The organism is Mycolicibacterium sp. CBM1 (assembly GCF_054073305.1).
This window is the reverse complement of the sequence record NZ_JBSXPP010000001.1, coordinates 285,879-301,676: the sequence shown is the minus strand read 5'-3', so window position 1 is coordinate 301,676 and position 15,798 is coordinate 285,879. Positions and strand designations below refer to the sequence as shown.

Here is a 15,798-nt window from a genome sequence, read left to right as displayed (position 1 = left end):
GAAATCCACGCTAGGGAAGCAGACGCAGGGGTCATGACTGAGACGAACACGGCGCCGACGAACAAGGCACCGACGGTGGGGGTCGTCGCCGAGTCGGGCGCTGACGAACGCCGGGTGGCACTGGTACCCAAGGCGGTGACCGCACTGGTCAACAGTGGGGTGTCGGTGGTGGTGGAATCCGGCGCGGGCGAGCGGGCGTTGCTGCCCGACGAGCTGTACACCGCGGCCGGGGCGACGATCGGCGACGCATGGGCGGCCGATGTGGTCGTCAAGGTCGCACCCCCGACGGCGCAGGAGGTGTCGCGGCTGCGGTCCGGGCAGACCCTGATCGGCTTCCTGGCCCCGCGCAACACCGACAACCAGATCGGTGCGCTCAAGGCGCAAGGCGTGCAGGCATTTGCGGTCGAGGCGATCCCGCGGATCTCCCGGGCGCAGGTGATGGATGCGCTGTCCTCGCAGGCCAACGTCGCCGGCTACAAGGCCGTCGTACTGGCCGCCGGCGAGTCCACCCGGTTCTTCCCGATGCTCACCACCGCCGCGGGCACCGTGAAGCCGGCAAGCCTGCTGGTGCTCGGGGTTGGGGTGGCCGGCCTGCAGGCACTGGCCACCGCCAAGCGCCTCGGTGCGCGCACCACCGGTTACGACGTGCGTCCCGAGGTGGCCGACCAGGTGCGCTCGGTGGGTGCGCAGTGGCTGGATCTGGGTATCGACGCCGCCGGTGAGGGCGGTTACGCCCGAGAGCTGACCGAGGCCGAGCGCGCCCAACAGCAGAAGGCGCTCGAGACCGCGATCGGGAACTTCGACGTCGTCATCACCACCGCCCTGGTGCCCGGACGCCCGGCACCTCGGCTGGTGACCGCCGCCGCCGTGGAGGGCATGAAGCCGGGCAGTGTGGTGGTCGACCTGGCCGGTGAGACCGGCGGCAACTGTGAACTGACCGAACCCGGCCGGACCGTGGTCAAGCACGGGGTGACGATCGCGTCGCCGCTGAACTTGCCGGCCACCATGCCCGAGCACGCCAGCGAGCTGTACTCCAAGAACCTGACGTCCCTGCTGGAGCTGCTGATCAACGACGGCGCACTGGCTCCGGACTTCTCCGACGAGGTCGTGGCGGCCTCCTGCGTGACCCGCGAAGCCGCGCCAGCGGCGAAGCCATCGAGCGAAGAGGCCGAGTAAATGTACGAGCAACTGCTGGGCAATCTCGCGATCCTGGTGTTGGCCGGGTTCGTCGGGTTCGCCGTCATCTCGAAAGTACCCAACACACTTCACACTCCGCTGATGTCGGGCACGAACGCCATCCACGGGATCGTGGTGCTCGGTGCGCTGCTGGTGCTGGGCAACTTGCCCGCCGACGCGAACTGGGGGGTGCGGATCATCGCGTTCGTCGCCCTGGTGTTCGGCACGCTCAACGTCATCGGCGGCTTCCTGGTAACCGACCGCATGCTCGGAATGTTCAAGGGCAAGAAGAAGACCGACCAGAAGGCCGGAGTGCAGAAGTGAACTATCTGGTCAACGTTCTCTACATCGTCGCGTTCGCTCTGTTCATCCTCGGTCTGTCCGGCCTGACCGGGCCCAAGACCGCGGTACGCGGCAACTGGATTGCGGCCGCCGGCATGGGGATCGCCGTCGTCGCCACCCTGATCAAGGTCCGTGACACCGCGGCGATCAACTGGATCCTGATCGCGGCTGGCCTGGTGATCGGCGTGGTGCTCGGTGTGCCGCCGGCCAAGAAGACCAAGATGACGGCGATGCCGCAGCTGGTGGCGCTGTTCAACGGTGTCGGCGGCGGCACCGTCGCTCTGATCGCATGGTCGGAATTCATTGAAACCGACGGTTTTTCGGTCTTCAAGCCGGATCAGTCGCCCACCGTGGCGCTGGTGGTGGGATCGCTGTTCGCTGCGATCATCGGCTCGGTGTCGTTCTGGGGTTCGCTGGTGGCGTTTTTGAAGCTGCAGGAGTCGATCCCGAAGAACATCGAGAAGTCGCTGGTGCGCTCGGCCAAGTTCTTCCAGGCGGCCAACATCGTGCTGCTGATCGGCGCGGTCGCCGCGGCGGTCTACATCGGCGTCAACGCCGGCCACGGCAGCCCGGAGTGGCTGATCGTGCTGGTGTTGCTTCTGGCCGGCGTGATGGGCCTGTTCGTGGTCTTCCCGATCGGCGGCGCGGACATGCCGGTGGTCATCTCGCTGCTGAACGCGCTGACGGGATTGTCGGCTGCCGCAGCCGGTTTGGCGCTCAACAACACCGCGATGATCGTCGCGGGCATGATCGTCGGTGCGTCGGGCTCCATCCTGACCAACCTGATGGCGGTGGCGATGAACCGGTCCATTCCGGCGATCGTGTTCGGTTCGTTCGGGGGCGGGGACACCGGTGCCGGACCGGCCGGCGGCGACCAGGGCACCGTCAAGGCGACTTCGGCTGCCGACGCGGCGATCCAAATGGCCTATGCCAACCAGGTGATCGTCGTGCCCGGTTACGGTCTGGCTGTCGCGCAGGCCCAGCACACCGTCAAGGAGATGGCCGAGATCCTGGAGAGCAAGGGCGTGGAGGTCAAATACGCCATCCATCCGGTCGCCGGCCGCATGCCCGGGCACATGAACGTGCTGCTGGCCGAGGCAGACGTCGCCTATGACGCGATGAAGGAGATGGATGACATCAACGGCGAATTCGCCCGTACCGACGTCACTTTGGTGATCGGTGCCAACGATGTCACCAACCCCGCGGCCCGCAACGATCCCAGCTCGCCGATTCACGGGATGCCGATCCTCAACGTGGATCAGTCCCGTTCGGTGATCGTGCTCAAGCGCTCGATGTCCTCGGGCTATGCCGGTATCGAGAATCCGCTGTTCTTCGCCGAGCAGACCTCGATGCTGTTCGGCGACGCCAAGAAGTCCGTCGGCGAGGTCATCGAGGAACTCAAGAACCTGTAACGGTCGAAATGGCTGGGCGGCAGTCGGTTACACCCGTCGTGGCGAGCCGAGCAGCAGGGTTTCCAACGCCGCCCGCCGGTCTTCGGCAATGGGGACCGGACCGTCGTCGCCGAGTAGCACCAGCACCGTGTCGCACACACCGACGCACCGGTCGTCGATGAACAGACCCGTCGACGCGACGAACGAGGTGCGGCCGATGCGGCCCACCCCAGCGCCGGTGTGGATCGTTGCCGGCCAGTGCGCTTCGGCCAGGAAGTGCACCGCGTTCTGCGAGGTGACCAGGCGCAGCCGCCGGGTTGCCACGTCGTAGATGTCGGGGAACACGCTCTGGTTCATCGTCGCCCGCGCGTTCTCGTGCAGCGATTCCAGCGCCAGGTTGTTCAGGTGGCCGTTGGCGTCCATGTCGCCGTAGCGGGCCTGGGCGACGTCGACGACGGGATAGCAGTCCAGCCGCAGTCGTGCTTCGTGCGGGCGGCCCGTGGTGGTTGTCCATTCGGTCACAAGGCGGGAAGCCTATCGGCCGCGTGTCGCCAGCTGACCATCACCGCCGCCGCGACCATCACCGCCGCCGCACCGAGCACCGGCTCGGGCAGCAGTGCGCTGCACACCATCGCCGCGGCCAGCGCGACGGTGCCGACGGTTTGGACCCCGTCGCGGCGACCCGCGTCGAGCACCAGCCACGTCGTGAGCAGGAAGATCGCGAGCGGAATCGTCAGCGTCAGGCCGGCTGCGGCGTGCGGCAGGTGGCTTTCGCCGAGGTGCTGGGCGACGGTCACCTCCACCCCGGCCGAGAACGCCGCGGCCGAGGCGAAGATGAAGTAGTGCAGATAACCCCAGAAGAAGGACTGCCGCAGCGTGGCCGTCTGGTGGTGCTGCGGACGGTCGAAGTAGATCCACCACATCGAGGTGACAATCGCCAGCGCACCGGCGGCTACCCCGATCAGGCCAACCCGATCATCGGCGGAGGACACCCCGCCGATGATCGAATTAGCCGCTGCCAGAATCGATTCGCCCAGGACGATGAGGGTGAACAGGCCGTATCGCTCGGCGATGTGGTGATGATGGACGGCGGTGCGCCGGTACCGCTCGGCGATCGGCGAGACTGCCAGATCGGCCAGCGCCAACAGCGGGTACAGCCACACCGAACCGTGCAGGAGCCACCACGACACCCACAGCACCTGCACGATGACGATGCCGACCGCATACCGCACGCAGGTGCCGCGGTATTCCCGATCGGTGACCGCCGCCCGGATCCACTGGGCGGCCGTGGCGACCCGCATGATCACGTAGCCTGCGACGATCGCGCCGAAGTCGCCCTCGAGCATGGCCCGCTGCGCCCCCGCGGCGATGACCAGGGCGCCGGCCATCTGGGCGAAGACCGTCAGCCGGTAGAGCCAGTCATCGGTGTCGTAGGCGCTGGCGAACCAGGCGAAGTCTTTCCACGCGTTGACGATCGCGAAGAACACCATCGCGTACGCCACCAGGCCCTCGGCGAAGTGCCGTTCCTCCCAGAGGTGGTGCAGCGCACCGGAAGCCTGGGACACGGCGACCACGAACACGAGGTCGAACAGCAGCTCCAGGGAGCTCGCCGCGCGGTGCGGTTCGTCGGGGTCGCGGGCGATCATCGCCCGCAGGCCGGCCGGCAAAGCTATCGAAGGCCCCGCTTAGACGGGCGGGTAGGCCGGCGGTGGATAAACACCACGCAGTGCCCACGGCAGCCAGCTGAAGAAGTACTCGACCTCGTCGCTCGCGTCATAATCCGGATTCGGATCCATGCTCACACCTCCCAGTGCCACCGGAATGTTCCGGAGTGTAGTCCGCGGACTCACGTCGCGACACCGGTCACTAAACTACCCAACCAGTTGATAGAGGCGAACGCCGCCACCGCAGGAGTAGGACAGCGAGGACACCATGCCACCCGAGAACGGGATGACCCGGCGCGAAGAGTTGTTGGCCGTCGCTACGAAGCTGTTCGCGGCCCGCGGTTATCACGGCACCCGGATGGACGACGTCGCCGACGTCGTCGGACTGAACAAGGCAACGGTCTACCACTACTACGCCAGCAAGTCGCTGATCCTGTTCGACATTTACCAGCGCGCCGCCGACAACACCCTGCAGGCCGTGCACGACGACCCGTCGTGGACCGCCCGCGAAGCGCTCTACCAGTACACGGTGCGCCTGCTGGCCAACATCGCCGAGAACCCCGAGGGGGCGGCCGTGTACTTCCAGGAGCAGCCCTACATTTCGGAGTGGTTCACCGACGAGCAGGTCGCCGAGGTCCGGGCGAAGGAGACCCAGGTCTACGAGCACGTGACCGGCCTGATCGAACGCGGTATCGCCAGCGGTGAGTTCTTCGAGTGCGACTCGCATGTGGTGGCGCTGGGCTATATCGGCATGACCTTGGGCGCCTACCGGTGGCTGCGTCCGGACGGGCGGCGCAGCGCCCAGGAGATCGCCGCCGAGTTCAGCACCGCTCTGCTGCGTGGGCTGATCCGCGACGACGCGGTCCGGGTGCAGTCGCCGCTGGGCTCGGCCGCCCCGGCGGCCGGGACTGCGCCGGCCTGACGGGGTTCGGACTCAGCCGGCGGCCCTGGATATGATCGGCCGATGCCGCTGGTCAGCAAGACTCTCGAGGTCAACGCCCATGCCACGTCGATCCTGGACATCGTCGCCGATTTCGAGGCGTATCCGCAATGGAACGACGAGGTCAAGGCCGTCTACATCCTCGCGCGCTACGACGACGGCCGGCCCAGCCAGCTGCGGCTGGACATGGTGATCCAGGGCCACGAGAGCACGTTCATCCAGGCCGTCTACTACCCAGGGCCCACCCAAATTCAGACCGTGCTGCAGCAGGGCGAGGTGTTCACCAAGCAGGACCAGCTGTTCTCGGTGGTGGAGATGGGCCCCTCGAGTCTGCTGACCGTGGACCTCGACGTCGAGACCTCGTTGCCGGTGCCGGCCATGATGGTCAAGAAACTGGTCAACGACGTGCTCGAGCACCTGGCCAACAACCTCAAGACGCGCGCCGAGCAGCTGTCGGCCAACTCCTGACCGGGCTAGCGCCACATCCCGCTGCGTTCCAACTGCTCCATGAGCCGGTCCGCCCCGTCGGCGAACTCCCCGGCGGTCAGCTCGGCCAGTGTCGCCGCGTCCCCGGCCCGCAGTGCCTGGATGACCCGCTCGTGGGTCTGCACCGCGGCTTCGCCCCACGCCGGGTCGGTGACGTAGATGTGCGGCGGCATGTAGCGGGCCGCGTGCAGCAGGAACCAGGCCAGCTTGATCCGGCCGCCACCGCGGTTGAGCAACCGGTGAAAGGCGAACTCCGCCGTTCCGATCGCCGCGGGTTCTCCGCGGGCCACCGCCTGGGCCAGCGCGTCGTTCGCGCGCTCTAGTTCGTCGATCTGCTCGCTGGTCAGCCGCTCGGCGGCACTGCTGACCAGCTCCTTGGCGATGGTCGCCTGCAGCCAGTAGATGTCGGCGATGTCCTGGCGGCTCAGCGGCTGCACGACGTAGCCGCGCCGTGGTTCCAGCGTCACCATGCCCTCACCGCGCAGGGTCAGTAGCGCCTCACGCACCGGGGTGATGCTGACCCCGAGCTGGGCGGCTGTCTCGTCGAGCCGGATGAAGGTGCCGGGCCGCAGCACGCCGGTCATGATGGCCTCCCGGAGGTGACCGGCGACCTCGTCGGACAGCTGCGGGTGCCGCCGCCCCCGGCGGTTGCCGGCTCGTGCGGAAGCCGGTGCGTTCACGTGACCTCCAGGACTTGTGTGGTCGGCGGCCAGGCAATACTGTGACCCAAGCAACAACACATTTGATCAAATATAACGATTATGCCGTTCTTCAGTATCGGGTTCACGCAACGTTCACGCCACCAGCGGGACGGGTCAGAAGACAACACGAGTAGCAGAAGGACCATGTGACCGGGCAGCTGACCGCGACAACAGAGCAGCCGTATCTGTCGCGCCGCCAGAACTGGACGAACCAGCTGGCGCGGCACGCGCTGATGCAGCCGAACGCGACCGCACTGCGGTTCATGGGCCGCACCATCACCTGGGCCGAGTACGACCATCGGGTCACCCGGCTGGCCGACGCGCTGAGCCGCCGGGGGGTGCGGTTCGGCGATCGTGTGATGATCCTGATGCTCAACCGGCCCGAGTTCGTCGAGGCCACCCTGGCCGCCAACCAGCTGGGCGCGATCGCCGTCCCGGTGAACTTCCGTCTGACACCGGCCGAGCTGGCCTTCCTCGTCCAGGACTGCGGGGCGGGCATGATCGTCACCGAGTCCGTCCTCGCCGACGTCGCCAAGGCAGTGCGTGACATCGTGCCCGCGCTGTCCACCGTCGTGGTCGCCGGCGCGGCGACCGAGGACGGCGTGCTGGGTTACGAGGACCTCATCGCCGAAGAGGGCCAGCCGCACGACCCGGTGGACATCCCCAACGACAGCCCCGCCCTGATCATGTACACCTCGGGAACCACCGGCCGGCCCAAGGGCGCGGTGCTGACCCACACCAACCTCTCCGGCCAGGCGATGACCGCGATCTACACCACCGGTCCCGACATCAACCACGACGTCGGCTTCATCGGTGTGCCGCTGTTCCACATCGCCGGGATCGGCAACACGCTCGGTGGCTTGATGCTGGGCATCCCGACCGTCATCCACCCACTCGGCGGGTTCGATCCGGGCCAGCTCCTCGACGTGCTCGAGGCCGAACGGGTGACCGGCATCTTCCTGGTGCCCGCACAATGGCAGGCGGTGTGCGCCGCACAGCAGGCCAAGCCGCGCGACATCCGGTTACGGTCGTTGTCGTGGGGGGCCGCACCCGCCTCCGACACTCTGCTGCGGGAGATGTCGGAGACGTTCCCGGACACCAAGATCCTCGCGGCCTTCGGTCAGACCGAGATGTCGCCGGTGACCTGCATGCTGCTGGGGGAGGACGCGATTCGCAAGCGAGGCTCGGTGGGCAAGGTGATACCGACCGTGGCCGCTCGCGTCGTCGACGAGGACATGAATGACGTGCCGGTGGGTGAAGTCGGTGAGATCGTCTATCGTGCACCGACTCTCATGGCCGGCTACTGGAACAACCCGGAGGCGACGGCGGAGGCGTTCGCCGGCGGATGGTTCCACTCCGGTGATCTGGTCCGGATGGACGCCGACGGGTACGTCTGGGTGGTCGACCGCAAGAAGGACATGATCATCTCCGGCGGCGAGAACATCTACTGCGCCGAGGTCGAGAACGTCCTGGCCGCTCACCCCGCCATCGTCGAGGTGGCCGTCATCGGCCGCTCCCATCCGAAGTGGGGTGAGGTACCGGTCGCGGTGGCCGCCGTCTCCGAACCGGAGTTGCGGCTGGCCGATCTCGCGGAATTCCTCGACGAACGACTGGCCCACTACAAGCACCCCAAGGGTCTGGAGGTCGTGGACGCGTTGCCCCGCAACCCCGCTGGCAAAGTGCTCAAGACGGAGTTGCGGATTCGGTTCGGCGGCATTGCCGAAACCGACATGACGGGCGAAATTGCTTCGGATGCAGCCGATCCCGGATTGCGGACCGAACGTTGACCGGCATGAAAATTATCGGATATGACGATGGGGGGTTAATAGTGCAGATGCGGTGCACTGCCTGTCGACCATCGGGTACATTCCTGTGGTCCGTCTTACTACTGGTTGGTAGGAAGACGACACTCACTCACTGCGGGTCGGGCCAAGGAGGGGATGTGCCACACGGACTGCCATCCCGCCACGACCCACGTGCTCTGGTCGCAGGGATGCCCAGATGACCGCGGCTACCGGAGTGTCCGGCTACTTCCAGGACAAGATGCGCGCGCCGCTGACGGCTGTCGGTGGCTTCTTCCGCATGTGCGTGCTCACCGCCAAGGCCACCACCAAGTGGCCGTTCGAGTTCCGCGAGTTCGTCCTGCAGAGCTGGTTTCTGTTCCGGGTGACGTTCTTGCCGACCGTCGCTGTGGCCGTCCCCAACACGATCCTCATCATCTTCACCATCAACATCCTGCTGGTGGAGTTCGGCGCGGCGGATGCCTCGGGCGCGGGCGCGGCCCTGGCCGCCGTGACACAGCTCGGTCCAATCGTGACCGTGCTGGTGGTCGCCGGCGCCGGGTCGACGGCCATCTGCGCGGACCTGGGCGCCCGCACCATCCGCGAGGAGATCGACGCGCTCGAGGTGCTCGGCATCGACCCCATCCACCGGCTGGTCCTGCCGCGCGTCGTCGCCTCAACCTTCGTCGCCGTGCTGCTCAACGGCGCAGTCATCACCATCGGCCTGGTCGGCGGCTTCATCTTCGGCGTCTACGGCCAGAACGTCTCGGCCGGTGCCTATGTGTCCACCCTCACCCTGATCACCGGCCTGCCCGAGGTGGTCATCTCAATCGTCAAGGCCCTCACCTTCGGGCTGATCGCCGGCCTGGTCGGTTGCTACCGCGGCCTGACCGTGTCCGGCGGCGCCAAGGGCCTGGGCACCGCGGTGAACGAGACCCTCGTGCTCTCGGTCGTCGCCCTGTTCGCGGTGAACGTGGTGCTGACGACCATCGGTGTCAAGTTCGGAACAGGGCGGTGAGATGAGCACGTCAACAGTGCTGCGCGGACGCTACCCCCGTGCCTACTCCACCGCCACCAAGTGGGCGGCGGGACCCGGGCGGTTGGTCGACCGCGTCGGTGACGTGGCGTGGTTCACCGTGACCGCCGTCGGCCAGATCCCGCACGCCCTGCGCCATTACCGGCGCGCGACGCTGCGCCTGATCGCCGAGATCGGCATGGGCACCGGCGCGATGGCTGTCATCGGCGGAACCATCGCGATCGTCGGCTTCGTGACGCTGTCGGGCGGTTCGCTCATCGCCATCCAGGGCTACGCCTCGCTGGGCAACATCGGCGTGGAGGCCTTCACCGGATTCGTCGCCGCACTGGTCAACGTGCGCGTCGTCGCACCGCTGGTGTCGGGGCATTCGCTGGCCGCGACGGTCGGCGCCGGCGCGACGGCGGAGTTGGGCGCCATGCGGATCAGCGAGGAGATCGATGCGCTGGAGGTGATGGGCATCAAGTCCATCAGTTACCTCGTGTCGACCCGCATCCTGGCCGGCATGGTGGTGATCATTCCGCTCTACGCCATGGCGCTGCTGCTGTCGTTCCTGGCCGCGCAGCTGACCACGACCGTGTTCTACGGACAGTCGACGGGCACCTACGACCACTACTTCCGGACATTCCTGCGGGCCGATGACGTGTTCTGGTCGTTCGTCGTCGCGATCATCATCGCGATGTTCGTCATGATCAACCACTGCTATTTCGGGTACAACGCCAGCGGCGGCCCGGTTGGCGTGGGCGAGGCGGTCGGCATCTCGATGCGTGCCTCGCTGGTCGCGGTCGCGACCGTGGTTCTGTTGGCCTCGTTGGCGCTGTACGGCACCAACCCGAACTTCAACCTCACGGTTTAGCGCATGGCGTATCCACTCAACTCGTCTCGCCGACCCCCGATCAAGCTGGCGGGGGTGGCTTTCCTCGTCCTCGCGCTGGCCGTGGGAATGCTTGTCTACCTGCAGTTCCGGGGCTCGTTGACACCCAAGACCAAGCTGACCATGGTCTCCGACCGGGCCGGCCTGGTGATGGATCCCGGCTCGAAGGTCACCTACAACGGAGTGGAGATCGGCCGGGTCAGCAATGTGTCCTCCATCGACCGCGACGGCAAGACGATGGCCGAGCTGACGCTGGAGGTCCGGCCCGATTCCGTTCACCTGATCCCGGCCAACGTCGATGCGCAGATCAAGGCCAGCACGGTGTTCGGCAACAAGTACGTGGCCTTCACCAGTCCCAAGGATCCGGCCAAGGCCCGCGTCTCCAGCGCGGACGTCATCACCGCCTCCGGGGTCACCACTGAGTTCAACACGCTGTTCGAGACGCTGACCTCCATCTCGGAGAAGGTCGACCCGGTCAAGCTGAACCTGACCCTGTCGGCGGCCGCCGAGGCGCTCAACGGGCTGGGCACCAAGTTCGGGCAATCCATCGTCAACGGCAACGCCGTGCTCGACGACCTCAACCCGCAGCTGCCGCAGCTCCGCAGCAATGTGCGCCAGCTGTCCGACCTGGCCGACATCTACATCAAGAACAGCCCCAACTTCTGGGCGTTCCTCGACAACGCCGTCACCACCGCCCGCACCCTAAACGAGCAGCAGAAGGATCTGGACGCCGCGCTGCTGGCCTCCACCGGATTCGGCAACACCGGCGCCGATGTCTTCGAGCGCGGCGGACCCTACTTCGTGCGGGGCCAGGCTGACATGGTGCCGACCAACCGCCTGCTGGACACCTACAGCCCCCAGTTCTACTGCCAGATCAAGGGTGAGGCAGAGGCGCTGCCGCAGGCGCTAGATTCCTTTGGCGGGAACGGGTATTCGCTGAACACCATGACCGAGCTTCTCGGCGCGGCCAATCCCTACGTCTATCCGGACAACCTACCGCGCGTCAACGGCCGCGGTGGTCCGGGCGGGGCGCCCGGCTGCTGGCAGAAGGTCGACCGCAATTTCTGGCCCGCGCCGTACCTGGTGGTCGACGACGGTGCCTCGCTCGCGCCGTACAACCACTTCGAGCTGGGCCAGCCCATCCTCACCGAGTACGTCTGGGGACGCCAAGTCGGGGAGAACACGATCAACCCATGAAAATCACCGGCACAGCAGTCAAACTCGCAGCGTTCTCGTTCGTGCTGCTGCTCTTCACCGCGGTTATCGTGGTCGTCTTCGGGCAGTTCCGGTTCGACCGGACCACCGCCTACACCGCCGAGTTCAGCAATGCCAGTGGGTTGCGCGACGGCCAGTTCGTCCGTGCCGGCGGTGTGGAGGTCGGCAAGGTCTCCGATATCAAGCTGGTCGACGACGGACGGCGGGTCCTGGTTACCCTCAACGTCGATCGCACCCTGCCGCTGTACCAGTCGACGACCGCTCAGATCCGCTACCAGGACCTGATCGGCAACCGTTACGTCAACCTCGAGCGGGGTACCGGTGAGGGCGCGGACCGGGTGCTGCCCGCGGGCGGTTTCATCCCGATTGCACGCACCCAGCCCGCACTCGATCTCGACGCCCTGATCGGCGGGTTCAAGCCGTTGTTCAAGTCCCTGGATCCCGAGAAGGTCAACACCATCGCCTCCTCGCTGATCACCGTCTTCCAAGGGCAGGGCGGCACGATCAACGACATCCTCGACCAGACGGCACAACTGACCTCCGCGCTGGCCGATCGCGATCAGGCCATCGGTGAGGTGATCACGAACCTGAACACGGTGCTGGACACCACCGTCAAGCACGAGAAGCAGTTCGACGAGACCGTCAACAACGTCGAGGTGCTCATCACCGGGTTGCGTAACAGGGCCGACCCGCTGGCATCCGCCACCGCCGACATCAGCAGTGCCGCAGGCACGCTCGGCGACCTACTGGCTGACGACCGTCCGCAACTGAAGGACACCATCGCCAAGCTGGAGACTGTCCAGCAACCGCTGGTCGATGGGCAGGCCCGGCTCGACGACCTGCTCACCAAACTGCCGCAGGCGGTCAAGATGATCGGTCGCGCCGGCGGTATCTACGGCGATTTCTTCAACTTCTATCTCTGCGACATCAACCTGAAGCTCAACGGACTTCAGCCGGGTGGTCCGGTCCGTACCGTCAAGATCACCCAGCAGCCCACGGGTAGGTGCACCCCGCAATGAGGACACTAGAAAGCTCCAACCGGATCAAGAACGGCCTGGCCGGCATCCTGATCATCGTTCTGGTGATCCTCGTGGGGCAGAGCTTCTCGGGAATCCCGCAGCTGTTCGCGCAGCCGACGTACTACGGCCAGTTCACCGACAGCGCGGGGCTCAATGACGGTGACAAGGTGCGCATCGCGGGTATGGACGTCGGCACCGTGAAGTCGCTGAAGATCGACGGCGACCACGTGCTGATCGGATTCGGCTTGGGCGCAAGGCAGATCGGCACTGAAAGCAGGCTCGCGATCCGCACCGAGACCATCCTTGGCAAGCGTGTGCTTGAGATCGAGCCTCGCGGTAGCAAGAACCTTCAGGCCGGTGGTGTGCTGCCGGTCGGCCAGACCACCACGCCGTATCAGATCTACGACGCCGTGTTCGACGTCACCAAGGCCGCCGCGGGCTGGGACATCGACACCGTCAAACGGTCGCTGAACGTGTTGTCGGAGACCATCGACCAGACCTACCCGCACCTGAGCGCCGCGCTCGACGGGGTGGCGCGGTTCTCCGACACCATCGGTAAGCGCGACGAGCAGTTCAAGCAGCTGCTGGCCAGCGCCAACAAGGTCGCCGCCGTGCTGGGCAACCGCAGCGAGCAGATCAACCGCCTGGCGGTCAACGCCCAGACGCTGCTGGCCGCCGTCAACGAGCGGCGCTCCGAGGTCGACTACCTGCTGAGCAACATCTCGCAGGTGTCCCAGCAGTTCACCGGGTTCGTCAACGACAACCCCAACCTGAATCATGTTCTGCAGCAGCTGAACACGATTAGCGACGTGCTGGTGAAGCACAAGACGGACCTGTCCGACGTTCTGGTCACCGCCTCGAAGTTCATGGGTGCGCTGGCCGAGGCGCTCGGGTCGGGCCCGTACTTCAAGGTGCTGGTGGTCAACCTGGTGCCCTACCAGATCCTGCAGCCCTGGGTGGATGCCGCCTTCAAGAAGCGTGGCATCGACCCCGAGGAGTTCTGGCGTAATGCAGGCCTGCCGGCGTTCCGTTTCCCCGATCCCAACGGGCAGCGGCAGCCCAATGGCGCTCCACCGCCGGCCCCGATGCCGCTGGAGGGCACCCCGGACCATCCGGGCCCCGCGGTCGGCCCCGGCTCGCCGTGCTCCTACACCCCACCGGCCGACGGCATCCCGACTCCGGGCAACCCGTTGCCGTGTGCCGGGCTCACCCAGGGCCCGTTCGGCGGGCCGGAGTACCCGGCACCCGATGTGCCGATCTCCGCACCCAACCCCGCCGCGGTCGGCGGGCCGGGTGTCCCCAGCGCCGCCTATCCCGGCGAGCTGTCCCCGAACGTCCAGGGTGTGCCGGCCCCGCCGTTGGCGCCCGGCCCGCCGGGAGCCCGCACGGTGCCGGTCGCCCCGACCCCGGGCCCGGCCACCGACATCCCCGGCTACGCACCGCCGCCGAACGCTCTCGTCGGTCCGATCCCGCCGCCGGGACCGGGACCCCAGGTCCCGCCCGTCGGTGACCTCGCACCCGTCGATCAGGGAGGGGGAGCCTAACCGATGTCGACTGTCTTCAACATTCGAAACCTGGGTCTGCCGAAGATGTCTCGGATGTCCGTCATCGTCGGGACACTGGTGATCATCCTCGGGTTGGTCGCCGCGCTCGTCGGCTATCAGCTGTACAAGAAGCTGACCACCAACACCGTGGTCGCGTACTTCCCCGAGACGCTGGCGCTCTATCCGGGTGACCGGGTGCAGATCATGGGTGTGCGGGTCGGCAATATCGACAAGATCGAGCCCGCCGGCGACAAGATGAAGGTCACCTTCCACTACGCCAACAAGTACAAGGTGCCCGCCGACGCGACGGCGACGATCCTCAACCCCAGCCTGGTCGCCTCCCGGGTGATCCAGCTGGCGCCGGCCTACACCGGCGGCCCGGTGCTGGCCGACAACGCAGTCATCCCCATCGAGCGCACCCAGGTGCCGGTGGAGTGGGACGACCTGCGCAACCAGATCGCCGACCTCGTCACCAAACTCGGCCCGACACCCGAGCAACCCAAGGGCCCCTTCGGTGACGTCCTGGAGTCGTTCGCCAATGGGCTGGAGGGTAAGGGCCAGCAGATCAACACCACGTTCCGGGCGTTGTCCGACGCGGTGACCGCCCTCAACGAGGGGCGCGGCGACTTCTTCGCGGTGCTCAAGAGTCTGGCGCTGTTCGTCAACGCGCTCCACAAGAGCGATACCCAACTCGTCGCGCTCAACAACGACCTGGCCACGTTCACGAACTCGTTCTCCAACTCCGACCAGGAAGTGGCCAAGGCGGTCAGGGACATCGACTCGCTGTTGACCACTGCTCGAAAGTTCGTCAACGACAACGGCTCGGTGCTGAGCAAGGACATCAACAACCTGTCCGAAGTCACGACCCAGATTCTGCAACCGGACTCCCGCAACGGGTTGGAGACGGTGCTGCACGTCTACCCGAACCTCGCGGCGAACCTGCAGAACATCTATCACCCGACGCACGGCGCGCTGGTCGCGATCCCGACGGTCGCCAGCTGGGCCAATCCGATGCAGTTCATCTGCAGCGCGATCCAGTCGGGAAGCCGGCTGGGATACCAGGATTCGGCCGAGATGTGCGCGCAGTATCTGGCGCCGATCATGGACGCGACCAAGTTCAACTTCCCGCCGTTCGGGGTGAACCAGTTCTCCACCGCCGAGACGCTGCCGAAGTACATCGCATACTCCGAGCCGAGGCTGCAGCCGCCGTCGGGTTATAAGGACACCACCGTGCCCGGCATCTGGTCGCGCGACACCCTCTTCTCGCACGGCAACCACGAGCCCGGCTGGATCGTCGCACCCGGCATGCAGGGCGTTGACGTTCAGGCGTTCACCGCGAACATGCTCACCCCGGATTCCTTGGCGGCATTGATGGGTGGTCCCGACCCGACGTCGATTCCGCCGGCCGGTCCGCCCGGTGGCGCCCCGCCGAACTCCTACAGCGAGTACAACCCGCTGCCGCCGCCGTGGTATCCGGGCGCACCGCCGCCGCCGGCCCCCGGCCCGGACGTGGTGCCCGGCCCGCTGCCGGTCTCGCAGCAGATCAACGGCGGAGCACCCCCGGCGGCTCCGGCCCCCGCGGCTCCGGCCGGCCCGGCGCTGCCCGCTGAGATGGGTGGTGGACAGTGAGTG

At 66.5% G+C, this 15,798-nt stretch carries 15 protein-coding genes; 12 read left to right on the top strand and 3 right to left on the bottom strand.

Going from position 1 to position 15,798, the window contains the following annotated elements; translation table 11 throughout:
• The first annotated feature begins 33 nt into the window (after positions 1-33).
• From ACXDF8_RS01440 to ACXDF8_RS01430, 3 genes are read left to right on the top strand one after another with little or no spacing between them, the layout of a single operon-like run.
• A complete protein-coding gene (locus ACXDF8_RS01440; protein WP_457221462.1) occupies positions 34-1,176 on the top strand; it encodes a Re/Si-specific NAD(P)(+) transhydrogenase subunit alpha in 1,143 nt (380 codons plus the stop codon).
• A complete protein-coding gene (locus ACXDF8_RS01435; protein ID WP_457221461.1) occupies positions 1,177-1,500 on the top strand; it encodes an NAD(P) transhydrogenase subunit alpha part 2 in 324 nt (107 codons plus the stop codon).
• Complete coding sequence (locus ACXDF8_RS01430; RefSeq protein ID WP_457221460.1) at positions 1,497-2,930, top strand: NAD(P)(+) transhydrogenase (Re/Si-specific) subunit beta; 1,434 nt, start codon at positions 1,497-1,499, stop codon at positions 2,928-2,930. The genes ACXDF8_RS01435 and ACXDF8_RS01430 overlap by 4 nt, the downstream gene beginning before the upstream one ends.
• Positions 2,931-2,957: 27 nt before the next feature.
• Here ACXDF8_RS01430 and ACXDF8_RS01425 read toward each other — a convergent pair whose 3' ends face one another.
• Both ACXDF8_RS01425 and ACXDF8_RS01420 read right to left on the bottom strand, forming a co-directional pair.
• Positions 2,958-3,431 (bottom strand): acyl-CoA thioesterase, encoded by a 474-nt coding sequence (locus tag ACXDF8_RS01425; protein ID WP_457221459.1) that lies wholly within the window; start codon positions 3,429-3,431, stop codon positions 2,958-2,960.
• Entirely contained in the window at positions 3,428-4,555 is a 1,128-nt protein-coding gene (locus ACXDF8_RS01420) for a low temperature requirement protein A (RefSeq protein WP_457221458.1), read from the bottom strand. Before ACXDF8_RS01420 ends, ACXDF8_RS01425 begins: the two co-directional genes overlap by 4 nt.
• Before the next feature lie 286 nt (positions 4,556-4,841).
• Between ACXDF8_RS01420 and ACXDF8_RS01415 the strand changes: the two genes are divergently transcribed.
• Positions 4,842-5,495 carry a TetR/AcrR family transcriptional regulator gene (locus ACXDF8_RS01415; protein ID WP_457221457.1) on the top strand — a complete coding sequence of 218 codons (654 nt, stop codon included), beginning with the start codon at positions 4,842-4,844 and terminating at the stop codon, positions 5,493-5,495.
• A gap of 42 nt (positions 5,496-5,537) precedes the next feature.
• Positions 5,538-5,981, top strand: a complete 444-nt coding sequence (locus ACXDF8_RS01410) for an SRPBCC family protein (RefSeq protein WP_457221456.1) — start codon at positions 5,538-5,540, stop codon at positions 5,979-5,981.
• Positions 5,982-5,986: 5 nt separating this feature from the next.
• Here the strand turns inward: ACXDF8_RS01410 and ACXDF8_RS01405 are convergent, their stop codons facing one another.
• Complete coding sequence (locus tag ACXDF8_RS01405; protein WP_457221455.1) at positions 5,987-6,679, bottom strand: GntR family transcriptional regulator; 693 nt, start codon at positions 6,677-6,679, stop codon at positions 5,987-5,989.
• Positions 6,680-6,846: 167 nt separating this feature from the next.
• Between ACXDF8_RS01405 and fadD5 the strand changes: the two genes are divergently transcribed.
• The 7 genes from fadD5 to ACXDF8_RS01370 all read left to right on the top strand — a co-directional run bounded on the left by fadD5 (position 6,847) and on the right by ACXDF8_RS01370 (position 15,795).
• A complete protein-coding gene (fadD5, locus tag ACXDF8_RS01400; protein ID WP_457221454.1) occupies positions 6,847-8,487 on the top strand; it encodes a fatty-acid--CoA ligase FadD5 in 1,641 nt (546 codons plus the stop codon).
• Between the two features lie 214 nt (positions 8,488-8,701).
• Positions 8,702-9,499 carry an MlaE family ABC transporter permease gene (locus tag ACXDF8_RS01395; protein WP_457221453.1) on the top strand — a complete coding sequence of 266 codons (798 nt, stop codon included), beginning with the start codon at positions 8,702-8,704 and terminating at the stop codon, positions 9,497-9,499.
• A gap of 1 nt (position 9,500) precedes the next feature.
• Entirely contained in the window at positions 9,501-10,370 is an 870-nt protein-coding gene (locus ACXDF8_RS01390; protein ID WP_457221452.1) for an ABC transporter permease, read from the top strand.
• 3 nt (positions 10,371-10,373) lie between these two features.
• The gene (locus ACXDF8_RS01385) at positions 10,374-11,585 is read left to right on the top strand and encodes an MCE family protein (protein ID WP_457221451.1); all 1,212 of its coding nucleotides are present in this window, start codon (positions 10,374-10,376) and stop codon (positions 11,583-11,585) included.
• On the top strand, positions 11,582-12,622 hold the full coding sequence (locus tag ACXDF8_RS01380) for a virulence factor Mce family protein (RefSeq protein WP_457221450.1): 1,041 nt from the start codon (positions 11,582-11,584) through the stop codon (positions 12,620-12,622). The genes ACXDF8_RS01385 and ACXDF8_RS01380 overlap by 4 nt, the downstream gene beginning before the upstream one ends.
• Positions 12,619-14,166, top strand: a complete 1,548-nt coding sequence (locus ACXDF8_RS01375; protein WP_457221449.1) for an MCE family protein — start codon at positions 12,619-12,621, stop codon at positions 14,164-14,166. The genes ACXDF8_RS01380 and ACXDF8_RS01375 overlap by 4 nt, the downstream gene beginning before the upstream one ends.
• A gap of 3 nt (positions 14,167-14,169) precedes the next feature.
• Positions 14,170-15,795: a virulence factor Mce family protein gene (locus ACXDF8_RS01370; RefSeq protein ID WP_457221448.1), complete on the top strand. Its 1,626-nt coding sequence runs from the start codon at positions 14,170-14,172 to the stop codon at positions 15,793-15,795.
• The last annotated feature ends 3 nt before the right edge of the window (positions 15,796-15,798 follow it).

What these genes read in the sequence shown, in the direction of transcription:
- ACXDF8_RS01440 (WP_457221462.1), top strand. Translation starts at nt 34, where the DNA reads ATGACTGAGACGAACACGGCGCCGACGAACAAGGCACCGACGGTGGGG.
- ACXDF8_RS01435 (WP_457221461.1), top strand. Translation starts at nt 1,177, where the DNA reads ATGTACGAGCAACTGCTGGGCAATCTCGCGATCCTGGTGTTGGCCGGG.
- ACXDF8_RS01420 (WP_457221458.1), bottom strand. Translation starts at nt 4,555, where the DNA reads ATGATCGCCCGCGACCCCGACGAACCGCACCGCGCGGCGAGCTCCCTG.
- ACXDF8_RS01415 (WP_457221457.1), top strand. Translation starts at nt 4,842, where the DNA reads ATGCCACCCGAGAACGGGATGACCCGGCGCGAAGAGTTGTTGGCCGTC.
- ACXDF8_RS01410 (WP_457221456.1), top strand. Translation starts at nt 5,538, where the DNA reads ATGCCGCTGGTCAGCAAGACTCTCGAGGTCAACGCCCATGCCACGTCG.
- ACXDF8_RS01395 (WP_457221453.1), top strand. Translation starts at nt 8,702, where the DNA reads ATGACCGCGGCTACCGGAGTGTCCGGCTACTTCCAGGACAAGATGCGC.
- ACXDF8_RS01390 (WP_457221452.1), top strand. Translation starts at nt 9,501, where the DNA reads ATGAGCACGTCAACAGTGCTGCGCGGACGCTACCCCCGTGCCTACTCC.
- ACXDF8_RS01385 (WP_457221451.1), top strand. Translation starts at nt 10,374, where the DNA reads ATGGCGTATCCACTCAACTCGTCTCGCCGACCCCCGATCAAGCTGGCG.
- ACXDF8_RS01380 (WP_457221450.1), top strand. Translation starts at nt 11,582, where the DNA reads ATGAAAATCACCGGCACAGCAGTCAAACTCGCAGCGTTCTCGTTCGTG.
- ACXDF8_RS01375 (WP_457221449.1), top strand. Translation starts at nt 12,619, where the DNA reads ATGAGGACACTAGAAAGCTCCAACCGGATCAAGAACGGCCTGGCCGGC.
- ACXDF8_RS01370 (WP_457221448.1), top strand. Translation starts at nt 14,170, where the DNA reads ATGTCGACTGTCTTCAACATTCGAAACCTGGGTCTGCCGAAGATGTCT.